This is a genomic window from Maritalea porphyrae (assembly GCF_027213965.1).
GTDB lineage: Bacteria > Pseudomonadota > Alphaproteobacteria > Rhizobiales > Devosiaceae > Maritalea > Maritalea porphyrae_A.
In genome coordinates this window covers 274,609-290,708 of sequence record NZ_JAPWGX010000002.1, presented here as the reverse complement: position 1 = coordinate 290,708, position 16,100 = coordinate 274,609, and the positions used below count along the sequence as shown (strand labels likewise).

Annotated in this window: 14 protein-coding genes; 10 read left to right on the top strand and 4 right to left on the bottom strand. The window is 50.9% G+C overall.

Annotation, left to right across the window (positions count from 1 at the left end; translation table 11 throughout):
• Positions 1 to 163 precede the first annotated feature (163 nt).
• Both O4H47_RS06245 and O4H47_RS06240 read left to right on the top strand, forming a co-directional pair.
• Positions 164 to 1,303, top strand: a complete 1,140-nt coding sequence (locus O4H47_RS06245) for a glycosyltransferase family 4 protein (protein ID WP_269393098.1) — start codon at positions 164 to 166, stop codon at positions 1,301 to 1,303.
• Positions 1,272 to 2,387, top strand: coding sequence for a glycosyltransferase (locus O4H47_RS06240; RefSeq protein ID WP_269393097.1), 1,116 nt, complete (start codon positions 1,272 to 1,274; stop codon positions 2,385 to 2,387). Before O4H47_RS06245 ends, O4H47_RS06240 begins: the two co-directional genes overlap by 32 nt.
• A gap of 121 nt (positions 2,388 to 2,508) precedes the next feature.
• Here the strand turns inward: O4H47_RS06240 and O4H47_RS06235 are convergent, their stop codons facing one another.
• Complete coding sequence (locus O4H47_RS06235; protein WP_269393096.1) at positions 2,509 to 2,946, bottom strand: c-type cytochrome; 438 nt, start codon at positions 2,944 to 2,946, stop codon at positions 2,509 to 2,511.
• Between the two features lie 224 nt (positions 2,947 to 3,170).
• Here O4H47_RS06235 and O4H47_RS06230 point away from each other — a divergent pair, with 224 nt between their 5' ends.
• The 8 genes from O4H47_RS06230 to O4H47_RS06195 are packed head-to-tail and all read left to right on the top strand — an operon-like array spanning position 3,171 to position 12,195.
• The gene (locus O4H47_RS06230; RefSeq protein WP_269393095.1) at positions 3,171 to 3,635 is read left to right on the top strand and encodes a hypothetical protein; all 465 of its coding nucleotides are present in this window, start codon (positions 3,171 to 3,173) and stop codon (positions 3,633 to 3,635) included.
• A complete protein-coding gene (locus O4H47_RS06225; RefSeq protein ID WP_269393094.1) occupies positions 3,632 to 5,836 on the top strand; it encodes a NosR/NirI family protein in 2,205 nt (734 codons plus the stop codon). Before O4H47_RS06230 ends, O4H47_RS06225 begins: the two co-directional genes overlap by 4 nt.
• 25 nt (positions 5,837 to 5,861) lie before the next feature.
• Complete coding sequence (gene nosZ / locus O4H47_RS06220) at positions 5,862 to 7,775, top strand: TAT-dependent nitrous-oxide reductase (RefSeq protein WP_269393093.1); 1,914 nt, start codon at positions 5,862 to 5,864, stop codon at positions 7,773 to 7,775.
• A 14-nt stretch (positions 7,776 to 7,789) separates the two neighbouring features.
• The gene (locus tag O4H47_RS06215) at positions 7,790 to 9,046 is read left to right on the top strand and encodes a nitrous oxide reductase family maturation protein NosD (protein ID WP_269393092.1); all 1,257 of its coding nucleotides are present in this window, start codon (positions 7,790 to 7,792) and stop codon (positions 9,044 to 9,046) included.
• Positions 9,046 to 9,945 (top strand): ABC transporter ATP-binding protein, encoded by a 900-nt coding sequence (locus O4H47_RS06210; RefSeq protein ID WP_269393091.1) that lies wholly within the window; start codon positions 9,046 to 9,048, stop codon positions 9,943 to 9,945. Before O4H47_RS06215 ends, O4H47_RS06210 begins: the two co-directional genes overlap by 1 nt.
• Complete coding sequence (locus O4H47_RS06205; RefSeq protein WP_269393090.1) at positions 9,942 to 10,763, top strand: ABC transporter permease; 822 nt, start codon at positions 9,942 to 9,944, stop codon at positions 10,761 to 10,763. Before O4H47_RS06210 ends, O4H47_RS06205 begins: the two co-directional genes overlap by 4 nt.
• Positions 10,760 to 11,287, top strand: a complete 528-nt coding sequence (locus O4H47_RS06200) for a nitrous oxide reductase accessory protein NosL (RefSeq protein WP_269393089.1) — start codon at positions 10,760 to 10,762, stop codon at positions 11,285 to 11,287. Before O4H47_RS06205 ends, O4H47_RS06200 begins: the two co-directional genes overlap by 4 nt.
• Positions 11,284 to 12,195 (top strand): FAD:protein FMN transferase, encoded by a 912-nt coding sequence (locus O4H47_RS06195; RefSeq protein WP_269393088.1) that lies wholly within the window; start codon positions 11,284 to 11,286, stop codon positions 12,193 to 12,195. The genes O4H47_RS06200 and O4H47_RS06195 overlap by 4 nt, the downstream gene beginning before the upstream one ends.
• Here the strand turns inward: O4H47_RS06195 and O4H47_RS06190 are convergent.
• From O4H47_RS06190 to nirD, 3 genes are read right to left on the bottom strand one after another with little or no spacing between them, the layout of a single operon-like run.
• Positions 12,141 to 13,145, bottom strand: coding sequence for an NAD(P)-dependent oxidoreductase (locus O4H47_RS06190; protein ID WP_269393087.1), 1,005 nt, complete (start codon positions 13,143 to 13,145; stop codon positions 12,141 to 12,143). The two genes, O4H47_RS06195 and O4H47_RS06190, sit on opposite strands and share 55 nt — an antisense overlap.
• Positions 13,117 to 15,774 carry a nitrate reductase gene (locus tag O4H47_RS06185; protein WP_269393086.1) on the bottom strand — a complete coding sequence of 886 codons (2,658 nt, stop codon included), beginning with the start codon at positions 15,772 to 15,774 and terminating at the stop codon, positions 13,117 to 13,119. Before O4H47_RS06185 ends, O4H47_RS06190 begins: the two co-directional genes overlap by 29 nt.
• Positions 15,774 to 16,097, bottom strand: coding sequence for a nitrite reductase small subunit NirD (nirD, locus tag O4H47_RS06180; RefSeq protein ID WP_269393606.1), 324 nt, complete (start codon positions 16,095 to 16,097; stop codon positions 15,774 to 15,776). Before nirD ends, O4H47_RS06185 begins: the two co-directional genes overlap by 1 nt.
• Positions 16,098 to 16,100 lie beyond the last annotated feature (3 nt).

The following is a 16,100-nucleotide window of genomic DNA, read 5'->3' as shown; positions in this document are numbered from 1 at the left end:
GTGAATTCCCACAAGTCAGATTAATGGAAGTAGGGCCAAGTCGAGAACTATATTCATAGCCCGATAATGTGATAGAATAAGCGGGTTTGAAGCGGTTGCCCTGGCTGGTTCTCCAGTATAAGAGCGTGACCTTTGACCATTCTGCCCCACAAAGGAAATTCAGTTGAAGATCGGAATTGACGCCAAAAACCTTTGTGGCCCGCTATCTGGTATCTCGCGATATGTGATGAGCATGGTGGTACACCTTGCTGATCGTGGGGTGCAGTTGGTTTTGTTTGCGCCTCGTCCACTTACCGCAAAGCAGCTCATTCACCCCAATATCACCTTGGTTACAAGCAATTTGAATGGGCGAATGGGTAACCTAGTGTGGAGCCAGTTGGTGTTGCCTAATCGCATCAAAAGGCACAATATTGATGTCTTTTGGGGACCTGCCCACCGTTTGCCCGCATTTCCAGCCCATATCCCCAAGGTGCTGACCATTCATGACTTTGTGTGGAAAAAACATCCTGAGACCATGTCCAAGTTAGGCTTGTTGGGCGAAAAACTGTTGATGCCCGGTGCGCTGAAGCGCGCCGACAGAATCGTTTGCTTGTCCCAATTTACAATGAGCGATCTTGTGCGTGAACATGTACGGGCAAAAGACATCGCGCATACGATTTATCCCGGTACGACGACATATCAAGTTCAACCTAGCGCAAACAACCCCTTCGCAATTGGGCCCGCTTACATGTTGTTTGTGGGTACCCATGAGCCACGTAAGAATCTTGAGGGGCTATTGCGTGCCTATGCGGCGCTGTCACCAGATCAAATGGACCAATGCCATCTCAGAATAATCGGGGCAGCAGGTTGGAAACAAGATCATCTTAAAACGTTCGCCCGTGAACTCGGCCTGTCTGACTACGTCCATTGGGCTGGATTTGTTGATGATGATACGCTGGAACAAGCTTATGAAAACGCACGCTTTCAAGTTTTGCCTTCCATTTTTGAAGGCTTTGGATTGCCCATAATTGAGGCGCAAAAATATGGCAAGCCGGTGGTGACATCCAACTGCTCATCTATGCCAGAAGTCGTGGGCGAGGGGGGATTATTGGTTGACCCAAATAGTACGCAATCGATAACGCGTGGATTGGCGAAACTAATTGACGACCCGCACTTGTGTGCCCAATTAGGGGATAAAGCAAAACTAAACGCTGCCCGTTTTGACTGGCAAAAAAGCGCACACGATTTTGAAATCATGTGTAGAGATCTACTGGCTGAAAAGGGCAAAGCTGTTGAAAGTTCTGCATTTCTACAAAACTCATAAGCCAGACACAATTGGTGGTGTTGAGCAATTCATCGACCATGTGGCCAAAAACGTTGCGCCCAAAGGTGTGCAAACGCGCGTTTTGGCCATGAGTGCTAATGCGGCTTCAGAACCAATTCAGATGGACAACTATGAGGTTCATCAAACGCAATCACAACTAGATTTTGCCTCAACACCCATGTCTTACGGGGCTATAGATAAGTTCAAGAAACACGCCTTATGGGCCGATGTCATTCACTTGCATTATCCATATCCGTTTGCTGATCTTGCCTATTTGGCAAGCGGCACGACCAAACCCACTATTGTGACTTATCATTCAGACATTGTGCGGCAAAAACTATTGTCCGCCGTATATGAACCGCTCAAAAAGCGTTTTTTGAAAAAGGTCGACCGCTTGGTGGCTACTTCGCCAAACTACGTTGATACAAGCAAGACCTTGGCACAGTTTCCAAACAAAACCAGCGTTATCCCGCTGGGGCTTGAAGATACACTTATTGAGGGTGAAGCTTTTACCTTGCCTGAGAAGTGGCGGCCACAGCTCGGTGAACGCTATTTCTTGTTTGTTGGCGTGCTGCGCTATTATAAGGGCCTGAAAGACTTGGTGATGGCTGCAAAATCATCCCATTACCCCATCGCGATTGCTGGGGACGGTCCGGAAAGGGCCGGGTTGGAGGCGCTGGCCAAGACCATTGGCGCAGACAATGTGCATTTCTTAGGCCAGGTCAGCGCTGAAGAAAAAAGCGCGCTGCTAAAAAACTGTACAGGATTTGTGTTTCCCTCCAATCAGCGATCGGAGGCGTTCGGGGTTTCTCTTATCGAAGCCGCCATGTTTGGCAAACCGATGATAACCTGTGAAATTGGTACGGGAACGTCCTATGTGAACTTGGCCAATGTGACCGGTTTAATCTGTCCACATTCAGAGCCAAATGCATTGCGCTGGGCAATGGATCAGCTTTGGAGTGATCAAGGACTTGCGTTGGAACTTGGGCGCAATGCGCGCGCCCGCTTTCAAGCGCACTTTACCGCCGAACAAATGGCCAGCGCGTATTTGGGTGTTTATAAGGAATTGTTTTCAACGGCCTGAGCGATTGGGCAATCGGCAAAATTTGCACCCCTTCGAACATGAGAATAACGCAAGATACAAAAAAGGACGTCACGAGGACGCCCTTTTTGAATCATCATAAAGCCGGTAGGCAATAGCCGTATTATTCAGCAACTTGGATGCTAGCCAAATAGGCAAGAACATTGGCACGATCATCTTCTTTTTTCAGCCCGGCAAATGTCATCTTGGTTTTGGCGATATAGTCTTTTGGTTTTTTCAAAAACGCATCAAGTGCTTCAATATCCCAAACTTGACCCGTGGCTTTCAATTCCAAAAGCGGATCTGAATATTTATAATCTGCGCTTGATCCAATTTCGATACCAAAGAAATGGTTTAGCTGCGGGCCCACAGAGTTCTTTGCATTGTCACCGACCTTATGGCAGCCCTTGCATTTTTTGAATACTTTTTCGCCCTTAGCGATGTCACCAGCTGCTATTGCTGCTTCGATTTCCGCTGCGCGATCAAAATCCTGCGCTACAGCGGCAGTTCCGAAGGCTGAAAAAGCAAGCAAACCGCTCAGCGCTAGATGTGTAAGTTTCATGAAACAACTCTCTTTGTTTTAGTTGAACCGACGTTGTGGACATTCATATCGTAAACATCAAGGCGGCAATTTGATGCAGCGCAATGAAGGAACAGTTGCGGCCACCAATTGTGTTTGACCAATTAGTCGATTTTTTTGGCGAACACCATCCTATTTGATCTAGAACAAAGTCTCTTCCGCAAGCAAGGCGTATCCAGCAACCGTAATCAGGAAACGGTTCAAATATGTCTGCGCACCGCACACACAACAGCAAAAAAATGCTCCACCATGCGATTCAAACGATCGCCGGTGAGTTTTTGCTCGTTGTGGCGGTGCTGCTGCTGCTCACACAAAGCTTTACCGCTCAAGCGGCGACAAGTTTTGATGTGATTTGTGGTGAGCAAGGTGTGGTCTTGGTACAAAGCGGTGGTAGCAACGTCGAAGAAGATAATGAACGCCCTTGCCCAAACTGCGCCAAATGTTCGGACTGTTTGGCCAGCGCATCGCGGCTGGTGATTGTGCCGCCAACCCAAAACTTTGCTCATATGCTGACAAGCTCTAACGTCCAGCTTCGAGCTCAAAACATTGCCTCAAAAAGCTCTGCACAGAACCGCGCGCCAATGACGCGCGGCCCGCCATCAGTCAAAGATAGAGTTAATATGTATATCAACGCTTCAGCACGCGTGCGCCGCATGGGAGATTTCTCATGAGGCAGTTCAAACCAGCACTTCCACCCTTTATCCTTCTCGCCGTCGTGGCGCTTGCCCTTGCATTTAATGCCAGCGCAGCATTCGCACAAACCGCGCGACCTATCCTTGAAAAATTCCTGCCCAAAGTGGAAGCGCAATTCTTTGCGCCTGAGGCGACCAGCTATGGCAACATAAATGCTCAACTGCCGGTGGCGCCAATTCTGCGCGGGCAAGACGTTTTGGGCTATGCCTTCATCACCTCTGACTTTGTTGGCACAACAGGTTATTCGGGCAAGCCAATCCATGTGATGGCCGCAATCGATTTAGACGGCAAACTGTTGGGCGCAGAGCTGGTTAAACACTCCGAGCCAATTGTGCTGATTGGTATTCCGGACAGTAAAATCAAAAAGCTTACTGCCAGCTACAAGGGATTGGATATCGTCAAAGAGGCGGCAGCTGGCGGCTCTGCGCATGATCTAGACATCATCTCTGGCGCAACAGTAACCATCATGATTATTGATGATTCCATCGTGCGATCAGCAATCAAAGTGGCGCGTGCGCTTGGGTTAGGTGGGTTGAGCGATGCGAAAGCCGACAACACACCCGCCCGCGAACTCAATGCCGATGAGAGCTTGATCAGTGATTGGCAGACCATGTCCGGCGATGGCACTGTGCGGCGCCTGACCTTGGACGTTGGCCAAATCAATGAAGCGTTTGAAGAGGCAGGCGACCCTCGCGCCATCAAACGCCCTATCAATAAAGATCCTGAAACCACATATATTGACATGCACACCGCTTTGGTTTCTGCGCCAAGCATTGGCCTAGGCCTGTTGGGCGAAGCGGAGTACACCAACCTGCAGGGCTGGCTCAAAGAAGGTGAAAGCGCCATCTTAATCGCAGGGCGCGGGCTCTATTCCTTCAAAGGCTCGGGCTATGTACGAGGCGGCATTTTTGACCGTATTCAGCTCATTCAAGGCGATATCTCTGTTCGTTTCCACGACAAAGATCAGCGCCGATTGGGCAATATTGCGGCCGATGGTGCCCCAAGCTTTACTGAGCTTGATCTGTTCAAAATTCGCTCAGATGCAGAATTTGATCCCACAAAACCTTGGCGCCTACAATTGTTGTCGCACCGGGAAGTTGGGCCAGTAGATAAGACCTTCCTCACCTTTGATCTGGGGTATAAATTGCCAGAGCAATATCTGGCTCCTTTGCCCGCGGTTGCACCGGTCGCTTCGGCCGTGGACCAAACGGACGATCAAGCAGCGCGTGCTGCATTGTGGAAACGCATTTGGAACGACAAGCAATTTGAAATTGTGGTGCTTGGCGTCATGCTCGCAGTGCTGACAGCCACCTTCTTCTTCCAAAAGCAATTCACCCGCAATGCGCGTTTCTTCTATTGGTTCCGCATGAGCTTTTTGGTGGTGACTTTGGTCTTCCTTGGCTGGGGCCAGAACGCTCAATTGTCTATCGTCAATTTGATGGCGCTTGGGGCTTCATTGCAAAGCGGTTTCAGCTGGGATGCGTTCTTGCTTGACCCACTGGTGTTTATTCTGTGGTTCTCAGTTGCCGCCGCCCTCTTGTTCTGGGGACGCGGCGCCTATTGCGGCTGGCTCTGCCCGTTCGGCGCCATGCAAGAAATCTCAAACCAAATCGCGCGTTTTTTCAAAGTACCACAATGGGAACTCCCATGGGGACTGCACGAGCGCCTTTGGCCACTCAAATATATGATCTTCTTGGGTCTATTCGGCCTGTCATTGGTTTCAATCCCCATGGCCGAGCAATATGCAGAAATTGAGCCGTTCAAGACCGCTATCATCCTCAAGTTTGATCGTGCATGGCCCTTTGTCGTGTTTGCAACGGTGATCTTGGGCGCTGGCCTGTTCATTGAGCGGTTCTATTGTCGTTATCTGTGCCCATTGGGCGCTGCGCTGGCGATCCCTGCCCGGATGCGCATGTTTGATTGGCTGAAGCGTTACAAAGAGTGCGGCAGCCCCTGCCAAACTTGTTCGAACGAATGCCCCGTTCAGGCGATCCATCCTACTGGCGAAATCAATCCAAATGAATGCGTCAACTGTTTGCACTGCCAGGTGCTTTATCAGGACGACCAGAAATGCCCTGTCTGTATCAAAAAGCGAAAAGGACGGGAGCGTCGCTCACAAAGTGATGCGGCATCAAAAGCAGCAATGGAAGCGCTGCTGAATACAAAAAAATCATCCTAAGACATTAGCATAAAGGAGAGCTACTATGTCTGACAATGAAGCAAAAAAAGACGGGATATCCCGCCGGGAACTTCTTTCCGGAACTGGTGCTGGCGCATTTCTCGCTGGCTCCTTAGCTGCAACCGGTGGCGCCGCCTTGTTGGCAACACCAGCAGCAGCATCTGAAGGTAGCAGTTCACTTGCACCGGGCGAATTGGACGAATATTACGGTTTCTGGTCATCAGGCCAAGCCGGCGAGTTGCGTATTTTGGGCGTGCCGTCCATGCGCGAACTGATGCGTGTGCCAGTGTTCAACCGTTGTTCTGCAACAGGTTGGGGCCAAACCAACGAGTCATTGAAAATTTTGACCGAAGGTTTGACCGAGGAAACAAAACAATTCCTCGCTGATAGTGGCATGAAAACATATGACAATGGTGACCTTCACCACCCACATATGTCTTTCACTGACGGCACATATGATGGCCGCTATTTGTTCATGAACGACAAAGCCAACACCCGTGTAGCCCGTGTGCGTCTTGACGTGATGAAATGCGATAAGATCATTGAGATCCCAAATGCGCACGATATTCACGGCTTGCGCCCACAAAAGTTCCCACGTACCGGTTATGTGTTTGCCAACTCTGAGCACGAAGCACCATTGGTGAACGACGGCTCAACCATGCATGATGTGTCCACTTACACAAACATCTTCTCAGCCATTGATGGCGATGAGATGAAAGTAAGCTGGCAGGTCATGGTTTCTGGCAACCTTGATAACACCGATTGTGATTACCAAGGCAAATACGCCTTCTCAACAAGCTACAACTCAGAAATGGGTATGAACCTTGGTGAGATGACCGAAAACGAGATGGACCATGTTGTTGTGTTCAATCTTGCAGAGATCGAAAAAGGCGTGGCCAATGGCGACGTTCAAATGCTCAACGGTGTGCCGATCATTGATGGCCGCAAAGGCTCAAACAAAAAGTACACACGTTACATCCCAATTCCAAACAGCCCACACGGCATTAACACTGCTCCAGACAAACGTCACGTTTGTGTGGCCGGCAAATTGTCGCCAACTGTTTCTGTTATTGATGTGACAAAACTTGACGCCTTGTTCAACGAAGACGCTGATCCTCGTTCAGCTATTGTTGCTGAACCTGAATTGGGCCTAGGTCCATTGCACACAGCATACGACGGCAAAGGCAATGCCTTCACCACCTTGTTCTTGGACAGCCAAGTGGTGAAATGGAACATCGACAAAGCCATCCGCCTTTATGCGGGTGAAGATGTTGATCCAATCATCTCAAAAGTTGATGTTGCTTACCAACCTGGTCACAACTCAACTTCAATGGGTGAAACCGCTGAAGCTGATGGCAAATGGCTTGTTTCAATGAACAAGTTCTCAAAAGACCGTTTCCTAAACGTTGGTCCTTTGAAGCCTGAAAACGAGCAATTGATCGACATTTCGTCTGATGAAATGAAGATCGTTCACGATGGCCCAACTTTTGCTGAACCACACGATTCAATCATCGTTCATGCTTCAAAAGTGAACCCAAATGCTGTTTGGGATCGCAATGATCCAATGTTTGATGATGCAAAAGCACAAGCTGCAGCGGATGGCGTGGATCTTGAAGAAGGTTCTGAAGAAGTCATTCGTGACGGCAACAAAGTTCGTGTCTATATGACATCAATGGCGCCTAACTTCTCACTTGAAAGCTTCTCTGTGAAGCAGGGTGACGAGGTAACGGTTTACGTCACAAACCTTGATGATATTGATGATCTGACACACGGCTTCTCACTATCAAACCACAATGTGGCAATGGAAGTTGGCCCACAAGCCACCGCTTCTGTGACCTTCATTGCGGGCCGTCCTGGTGTGCACTGGTTCTATTGCCAGTGGTTCTGCCATGCGCTGCACATGGAAATGCGCGGCCGTATGTTTGTAGAACCCAAATAAGGATTGAAAAACTAATGCTTCGCCTTCTCGCCTTTTTGTTGGTCATTTCAAGCGCTGCCACCGCCGTGGCTCGCGACTGGCAAGTTGTGCCTGAAGGCGATGCATTGGCCATCACCTTAGAACAAGCTGAGGCGGGTGACATCATCCGCCTTGCGCCTGGTACCTATCAAGGACCAATTGAGATTAATGTGTCTTTGGTTCTGGATGGGCTCGGCCATGCCCACATCAAAGGCAATGAAAACGGCTCTGTCATTGTGGTCAATGCCAAAGACGTCACGGTACGCGGTGTCACCGTCACGGGGTCGGGGTCAGATCGCGAAAACCGCGATGCTGGTATTATCACTGGCAAGGGGGCTGATCGTGCGCTGATTGAGAACAACATTTTATTGGGTAATTTGGTGGGGGTTGATATCCACGGCACCAAAAATGCACTGGTTCAGCACAACAAAATCGAAGGCCGTTTAGATCATCGCATGAACGATCGGGGAAACGGCATCTATGTTTGGAACGCGACCGGCTCAAAAGTCATTGGCAATGACATTCGCTATGGGCGCGACGGCATTTTCGTCAATACCTCCAAAAAGAACGAATTCACGGGCAACCGGATGCGTGATTTGCGTTTTGCAATCCATTATATGCATGCGAATAACTCTATTGTGCGCAACAATGTATCTCTTGGAAATCACCTTGGTTATGCCATCATGTATTCGGATAATGTGGTGATTGAAGGCAATCTAAGCCGTGGCGATCGCGACCATGGCATCATGCTCAACTATACCAACAAAAGCACTGTTCTTGGCAACCGAATTGAAGAAGGCGGTGAAAAATGTGTGTTCATTTACAATGCACATAAGAACGACTTTAGCCGCAACCTGTTTTCCCAGTGCCAAATCGGCATTCATTTTACCGCTGGCTCAGAGCGCAACTCATTTGTTTCAAACGCCTTTGTTTCAAACCGCACGCAGGTGAAATATGTGGGGTCCAAATGGGTGGACTGGAGTGTTGATGGAAAAGGCAATTATTGGTCTGATCATGCTGCCTTTGACTTGGATGGAAACGGCATTGCGGACGCTGCCTACCGCCCAAACGATATTATGGATCACGTATTGTGGACCCAACCTGCGGCCAAATCCTTGCTTGGATCGCCTGCAGTGCAATTGATCCGCTGGTCACAATCCGCATTTCCGGCATTGTTGCCGGGCGGCGTTGTGGACCGCGCCCCTTTAATGCAGCCAGACCTGCCAACTCTTACACAATGGGAGGAAAACTAATGCCTGCCCTTAAAATTGAACATGTAATCAAACGCCATGGCACGCTTGAAACGGTGTCAGATGTCTCGCTGAATGTGGAAGCCGGGGAGCGCGTCGCGCTTTTGGGCCACAATGGCGCGGGCAAGACCACGATCATTAAAATGGTGCTTGGTCTAATGCCAATCACTGCTGGCGATATTGAGGTGCTGGGGTGCCAACCCGGCTCCGCCGCCGCGCGCAAACAAACCGGATATCTGCCCGAAAGCGTTGCCTTTCATGGATCACTTACCGGGCGCGAACAATTGCATCATTTTGCACGCCTAAAATCTACGCCGCTCAAAGAAGCAGACGACCTGTTAGACCGGGTAGGGTTGGCCCATGCCGCAGACCGCAAGATCCGCACCTATTCCAAAGGAATGCGCCAACGCATTGGCTTGGCGCAGGTCGTTCTGGGACAGCCAAAGCTTGCCATCTTGGACGAGCCCACCAGTGGCCTTGATCCGGTGAGCCGCCATGAGTTTTACGATATCGTTGAAGAACTGGCGAACAATGGCTCCGCTGTGATGTTGTCCTCTCACGCGCTAACCGAGTTGGAATTGCGCACGGACCGAATTGCGATCCTTTCCAAGGGGCAATTGGTCGCCAATGACAGCTTGCAAAAGCTACGTGATCTGGCGAGCTTGCCCATCAAGTTCAAAGTCACCGCGACAAACGACACCATTGAAGGGGTCAACCAACAATTGGGTGGGCAGCGGGTCAATTGCCAGTCGCTTGAACTGGTTTGCACACCGGATGAAAAAATTGGTGTTTTGTCCGCCATCACAGCGCTCGGCCCTGTGGTCAAAGATGTGGATGTAACCCCGGCTAGCCTTGAAGAGCTTTACCGTCATTTCTCCCGAGTTGAGGAGCAACAATCATGACATCAATCATATCCATTGCACGGCTTGAATTGCTGATTGCCCGCCGCAACCTATGGGTGGCCACAGCCATCATTTTGATGGCCATGTTCAATGTGGTTTTGACCGTTGCTGGCAATGCGCCAACTGGCGTTTTAGGCGCAAGCCCAATGACCATTGCCATTACCTCCATCACCACCTTATCCGTCTATTTGGTGCCTTTGATTGGCTTGCTCTTGTCGTTTGATGCGATTGCGGGGGAAGCTGAACGCGGCACGCTTACGCTTTCGCTTTCATATCCATTGTCACGCGCAGAAATCTTGCTGGGAAAATTCATCGCCCACCTGGTGGTGCTTGGTGTCGCCATCGCCATCGGTTTGGCGCTCACAACGGCCATCATCGTCTCACGACATGGCACCAGCGCAATTGAGTGGGGACCACTGGCAGCGCTCTATTTCACTTCGCTTGCCCTTGGTGCGACATTTTTGGGGCTCGGCTACACGATCTCTTCATTGGTAAAACAAACCGGCGCAGCGTCAGGCGTCGCCATTGGCCTATGGTTGATTGCGGTGGTGCTTTACGATCTTGGTCTGCTCGGCGCGCTGGTGACGGATGCAGGCGGTGCCTTTTCAAAAACCATCTTCCCTTACGCGCTGGTGGCCAACCCAGCCGATGCATTCCGCTTGCTCAATATGCCTGATCAATCTGTCAATATGCTCGCCTCTGGCCTTGGTGCCGCAAGCAGTGTCACCGGGTTCTTTGGCCAATTAACCTCATTGCTTTTGTGGCCCGTTGCTGCCCTACTGTTTGCCCTTCTCGCCTTTAGAAAGGTGGAACCATGATCACAATAAAAAACGGTTTCGCACTCGCATTTGCATTGGTGCTTGCGGGGTGCTCAAGCGAAGCTGCGGTGCAACCCACACCTGAACCCATTGCCTTAACCGAAGAAGCTGCGGGCCATTATTGCCAAATGGTGATTTTGGAACATCAAGGCCCAAAGGCACAAATGTACCTTGCGGGCATGCCCCAACCTTTGTGGTTTTCCCAAGTGCGCGACGGTTTGGCTTATATCAAGTCCCCTGAGCAATCCGCCGAGATATTGGTGATGTATGTCAACGATATGGGCGAAGCCAAAAGCTGGTCGGAGCCAGGCGAAATGAACTGGATCCGCGCTGACGAAGCCTATTTTGTTGTCGGCTCAGACGCGACAGGCGGCATGGGCGCGCCCGAACTCGCGCCGTTTTCGAACAAAGACAAAGCGACCGAGTTTGCCAATTTGCGTGGTGGCACTGTGCAATTGCTAAGCGAAATATCTGCCGAAGCCGTGCTTGCGCCGGTGGACACTCAAGAAGGATCAGATCAATGATTTCTCGTCGTCGTGTAATCTCTATATTGGCCGGCGCTGCGGCTTTGCCTGTGCTTGGTTCTGTCGCATCTGCATCAGCGCTCAATTGGCGCGGTATTGCACTAGGGGCAAACGCGAATATCGTGTTGGATCACCCTAACGCCGATGCATTGCTGAACAAAGCGCTGAAGGAAATCGTGCGACTTGAAAAGGTGTTTTCGCTTTATCAAGCCGACAGCCAATTGTCCGTTCTAAACCGAGATGGCACGCTTACAGCTCCCGCATTTGAACTCATTGATTTGCTCAACATTAGCGACCGCATTCACAAAGAAACAGCTGGCGCATTCGATCCAACGGTTCAGCCTTTGTGGGCGCTCTATGCAAAAAAATACGCCGCGGGTTCTGCACCGAAACAAAGCGAGATCAAAGCTGCGCAAGCGAAAACGGGTTGGTCGAACTTGTCCGTTTCACCTGAAATGATCGTGTTCAACAAGCCCGGTATGGCACTCACATTTAACGGCATTGCCCAAGGTTACATCGCTGACAAGGTCGCAAATCTTTTGCGCCAAGAAGGAGTTCAAAATGTTCTCGTCAACACAGGAGAGATTTCAGCAGTTGGCGTTTCCCCAAGTGGGGCTGCATGGCCAATCACTTTGGCGGATAGGGGGCAAAAACTAAAGCTCTCAAACGCTGCAATTGCCACCTCTGCGCCGGGCGGCACATTCTTTGATCAAGCGGGTACTGTCGGGCACATTCTTGATCCACGAACTGGATTGCCGGGCGGTAAATGGCAAAGCCTAAGCGTCATTGATAAGTCGGCAGCACGTGCTGACGGCCTATCGACGGCATTTTGCCTGATGGATAAAACTCGAATTCAAGCTGTTGCGGGCGCACATGAAGTGGTCTTTGGTGCCGCTATTTCAGCTTGATCAAATCGGCATGGTTCACCTTCAATCAGGGTGACCACATGTTTGCCTATCGGTTTGCCAGTTTTCTCTGGATCATCAACGCAAATGCGCTTGGCCTCCCGGCGCGCCAATTCCAAAATTGGTGCTGGGGTGTTTGGTCCATGCACAATCACATCTGCCGATTGTAATGCGCGTATCGCTTTAATGGTGATCAGTTCAGGATCACTGGTGCAATAACCAATGCGGGTCAGTTTTGTGGAATGTCCCTTATCAATTGCAATGTCGCGACATGTTGTCAGAAGATCGTCTTCGCTCTGTGAGGTGACCTCCTGAGAAAAAGCGCGATCAACAAACGTCTCCCAAAACGTTCGTCGTGCAGCACCCGGTTTCAGCAATAGATTGACTTGATCTCGCAGGTTTTGCGCCAATTGCGCCCATCGTGCGAGGTTTTTTGGCAATATCATTTCGATCCGACGCCGGATCGCTTGGCCAAATATTGGCGCTGCCCCGCTGGTTGAAATCGCAATTACGGCGGGCGAGCGATTGACGATTGAGCCGAATTGAAAGTCACAGAACTCGGGCTGATCGATGATATTCACCGGCACCCCGTGCAGTTTTGCAATGGAGCGCACATGTTTCGCTGCGCTTTCACTTGGTGCATCGCAGATCAACAAATGCGCGTCCGCGATATCACTCGCCAATTGGTGTTGGTTGCGTTTGAAAAACTGGCGCGGTGCTGAGGCTATCAGGGCCTCAAAGTCTTCACTCAAACGTGCCGCATGTACATAAACCTTCGCCCCGGCCGCGGCCAAAAGTTCAGCTTTCCACGCTGCGGCGTCTGTGCCTCCAATCACCAATACTTGTTTGGCTTGCAGGTTAAAAAACACTGGCAAAACGCTCAGCGGTTCAATGCGTTGTTTGCGTTCCGATGTTGATTGCGACCTATTCTGCCGCAAGAAGGGAGCGTTCATGGATCAACTCGCTTATTTCTGCTTTGCAAGAACCACAATTGGTGCCTGCACTTAGGGTTTTGCCGATTTCCGAAACGGAAGTGCAGCCCGCGTTTACAGCGTCTAGGATTTGATTGGCGCCAACCGAAAAACAACTGCACACAATTGGTCCTGGGTCTGGCATATCTTTGCCCGGGCGCCCTGCAACCATTCTGTAGCGCAAGACGGATTCATTAAATGTTGTGTCCAATTGGCCCGCCGCCCAACTGCGCGAAACCTCCACGGGGGAGGACGCAATGTAAATTGCGGTCCGCAAATGCACACCATCAAACCATGCAAGCCGCTGTTGATCATCGTGAGGCGCATGATAGGCCACATCGGCGGTTGTCACGTCAGTATTGGCGAACTCGCGCACTAACCGTGGCAAATCGCGTGCGCGCTGGTGGGCGAACTCAATACGCCATCCGGTTTTTGCAATGGCTTTCGCCCAATAGTCGGCGCTTAGGTCTTTTGGTTCGTTTCGAGTGACCGCAAATCCGAAAACAGACATGTTTGCACGTTCAACTTTTATGCGTGCGGCTTTGAGGGCTGGTTGGCCAGAATGTGGATCAAGCTCTGCTTTCACCAGCTGATTGATGGAGCCGATCGACGCATAATTGTTGTTCCAATGCATGGGGCAAAACACTTGGCCCGCGCTCAGTTTGGTACTGATCAGTGCGCGAACGATCACCTGTTGATCCTTGACGAAAAGGCGGACCAAATCAGCTGGTTTGATGTGCAGTCTTTGCGCGTCTGCCCGCGATATTTCGCAATAGGGTTCGCCCATATGTGAAGACAATGTGGCGCTTTTGCCGGTGCGGGTCATTGTGTGCCAATGGTCGCGCACACGGCCGGTGTTCAAAACAAATTTGCTTTTTGGTTTGTTCTGTTGCTTGTCGGCTAGTCTGGTGGGCACAAACCGGCCGCGCTTGTCATCAGTGTAAAAACTACCATTAGCAAAAAATCGCGTCGCAGATGGTTCTGCTTCCTTGGGCTGTGGCCACTGGAAAGGCTTTAGGGCTTCATATTCTTCTGATGAAACATCAGCATGAACACCAATATCAAAATCCCTCGTGCCATCGTTTTGGTATCCCGATAGGGCGGCATGTTCAGCGAAGACTTGCGCCGCATTTTTGAAGCCAAATGCTTCTTCGTGCCCGAGTTTTTTGCCCAATTGCGCCATTTGCCACCAATCTGGGCGGGCCATGCCGGGGGCGGGCAAAAATGCCCGTTGGCGCGAAATGCGGCGCTCCGAATTTGTCACCGTACCGCTTTTTTCCCCCCATCCAATCGAGGGCAATTTAACCTGCGCAAAGCCCATCGTTGGCGTGTTGGCCATCATGTCAGACACAACAAGCATCGGGCAGGCGGCAAGTGCTTCGGCCACTAAGCTTGTATCCGGCATCGAAACCATGGGGTTCGTCCCCATGATCCAAAGGGCTTTAACATCGCCCGATTTAAGTGCCCGGAAAAGCTCGACAGCCTTTAATCCGGGCTTGGGGGCGAGGTTCGGCGCTCCCCAAAACTCTGTCACCAAGTCGCGGTGCGCTTGATTGTCAATGTCCATGTGTGCGGCCAACATATTGGCCAAACCGCCAACTTCGCGCCCGCCCATGGCGTTGGGTTGCCCGGTCAGCGAAAAGGGTCCCATGCCTTTGCGCCCAATGCGCCCGGTCGCCAAATGGCAATTGATGATGGCGTTGACCTTGTCCGTGCCAGAACTGGATTGGTTGACCCCTTGGCTAAAACAAGTGACCACTTTTTCAGTATTCACAAACAGCGAGTAAAACTCATTGATTTGTCCCTCGCTCAAGCCTGTTCGTTTGATCAGGTCTCTTTGGGAAATTTGTGTGGCATTTACCGCTTTACTAAACCCAACAGTATGATCACCGACATAGCTGGAGTTGACCATTTGGGTTTGGACAATATGTTGCAGCAACCCGTTAAAGAGGGCAACGTCACCGTCCGCATTGATGGGCAAATGCAAGTTCGCCATTTCTGCTGTTTTCGTCCGGCGCGGATCAATTACCACGATGTTTAGCCCAGGGCGTTTGTCTTTAGCGGCGAGAATGCGCTGGAACAAGACCGGGTGGCACCAGGCCATGTTAGAGCCGACGAGCACGATAAGATCAGCATGCTCCAAGTCTTCATAATTGCCCGGCACGGTGTCTGACCCAAAAGCACGTTTGTGGCCCGCCACCGTTGAAGACATGCAAAGCCGCGAGTTGGTGTCCACATTGGCCGAACCGATAAAGCCCTTCATCAGTTTGTTGGCCACATAATAATCTTCGGTCAGCATCTGGCCGGAGAGATAAAAACCAACCGAGTCGGGGCCATAGGTTTCAATGGTGTTTCTAAAGCGCTGCGCCACATGATCGAGCGCCTGATCCCAACTCGTCTTTTGACCGTTGACTTCAGGATAAAGCAGCCGACCATCCAACCCCAATGTTTCACCAAGAGCCATGCCTTTTGAACAAAGCCGGCCAAAATTCGCTGGATGATCCGGATCGCCTTTAATCGTCACGTTGCCATCGCTTCGTGGCGTGGCAAGAACCCCGCAGCCGACCCCACAATAGGGACAAGTGGTGCGAATTGGCGGCGTGTCGCCCATTAGGCCATTTCCTCCAAATCCAGCAACAAACGACCATCACGCACCTCAACGGTGAAGGTGCGGGTTTCCCCTTCGTCAGCCCCCTGGGCTTGGCCGGAACTGAGTGAAATCACCCAATTGTGCAGGGGGCAGGTGACGCAGCCATCATGCACAATGCCTTGGCTTAGGGGCCCATTTTTATGCGGACATTTGTCTTCAAGCGCGAAGAACTGATCATCTTGTGTGCGGAAAATTGCGATAGTGCGATCGCCCTTTTTGACACAGCGTGCGCCCCTTTGTGGCACGTCGTCGATCGCGCCGACGTCAACAAGGGATTGAGACATAGC

Excerpts from the sequence above, each read along its gene's own strand:
- O4H47_RS06235 (WP_269393096.1), bottom strand. The coding sequence starts at position 2,946 with ATGAAACTTACACATCTAGCGCTGAGCGGTTTGCTTGCTTTTTCAGCC.
- O4H47_RS06230 (WP_269393095.1), top strand. The coding sequence starts at position 3,171 with ATGTCTGCGCACCGCACACACAACAGCAAAAAAATGCTCCACCATGCG.
- O4H47_RS06225 (WP_269393094.1), top strand. The coding sequence starts at position 3,632 with ATGAGGCAGTTCAAACCAGCACTTCCACCCTTTATCCTTCTCGCCGTC.
- nosZ (WP_269393093.1), top strand. The coding sequence starts at position 5,862 with ATGTCTGACAATGAAGCAAAAAAAGACGGGATATCCCGCCGGGAACTT.
- O4H47_RS06215 (WP_269393092.1), top strand. The coding sequence starts at position 7,790 with ATGCTTCGCCTTCTCGCCTTTTTGTTGGTCATTTCAAGCGCTGCCACC.
- O4H47_RS06210 (WP_269393091.1), top strand. The coding sequence starts at position 9,046 with ATGCCTGCCCTTAAAATTGAACATGTAATCAAACGCCATGGCACGCTT.
- O4H47_RS06205 (WP_269393090.1), top strand. The coding sequence starts at position 9,942 with ATGACATCAATCATATCCATTGCACGGCTTGAATTGCTGATTGCCCGC.
- O4H47_RS06200 (WP_269393089.1), top strand. The coding sequence starts at position 10,760 with ATGATCACAATAAAAAACGGTTTCGCACTCGCATTTGCATTGGTGCTT.
- O4H47_RS06195 (WP_269393088.1), top strand. The coding sequence starts at position 11,284 with ATGATTTCTCGTCGTCGTGTAATCTCTATATTGGCCGGCGCTGCGGCT.
- O4H47_RS06190 (WP_269393087.1), bottom strand. The coding sequence starts at position 13,145 with ATGAACGCTCCCTTCTTGCGGCAGAATAGGTCGCAATCAACATCGGAA.
- O4H47_RS06185 (WP_269393086.1), bottom strand. The coding sequence starts at position 15,774 with ATGGGCGACACGCCGCCAATTCGCACCACTTGTCCCTATTGTGGGGTC.
- nirD (WP_269393606.1), bottom strand. The coding sequence starts at position 16,097 with ATGTCTCAATCCCTTGTTGACGTCGGCGCGATCGACGACGTGCCACAA.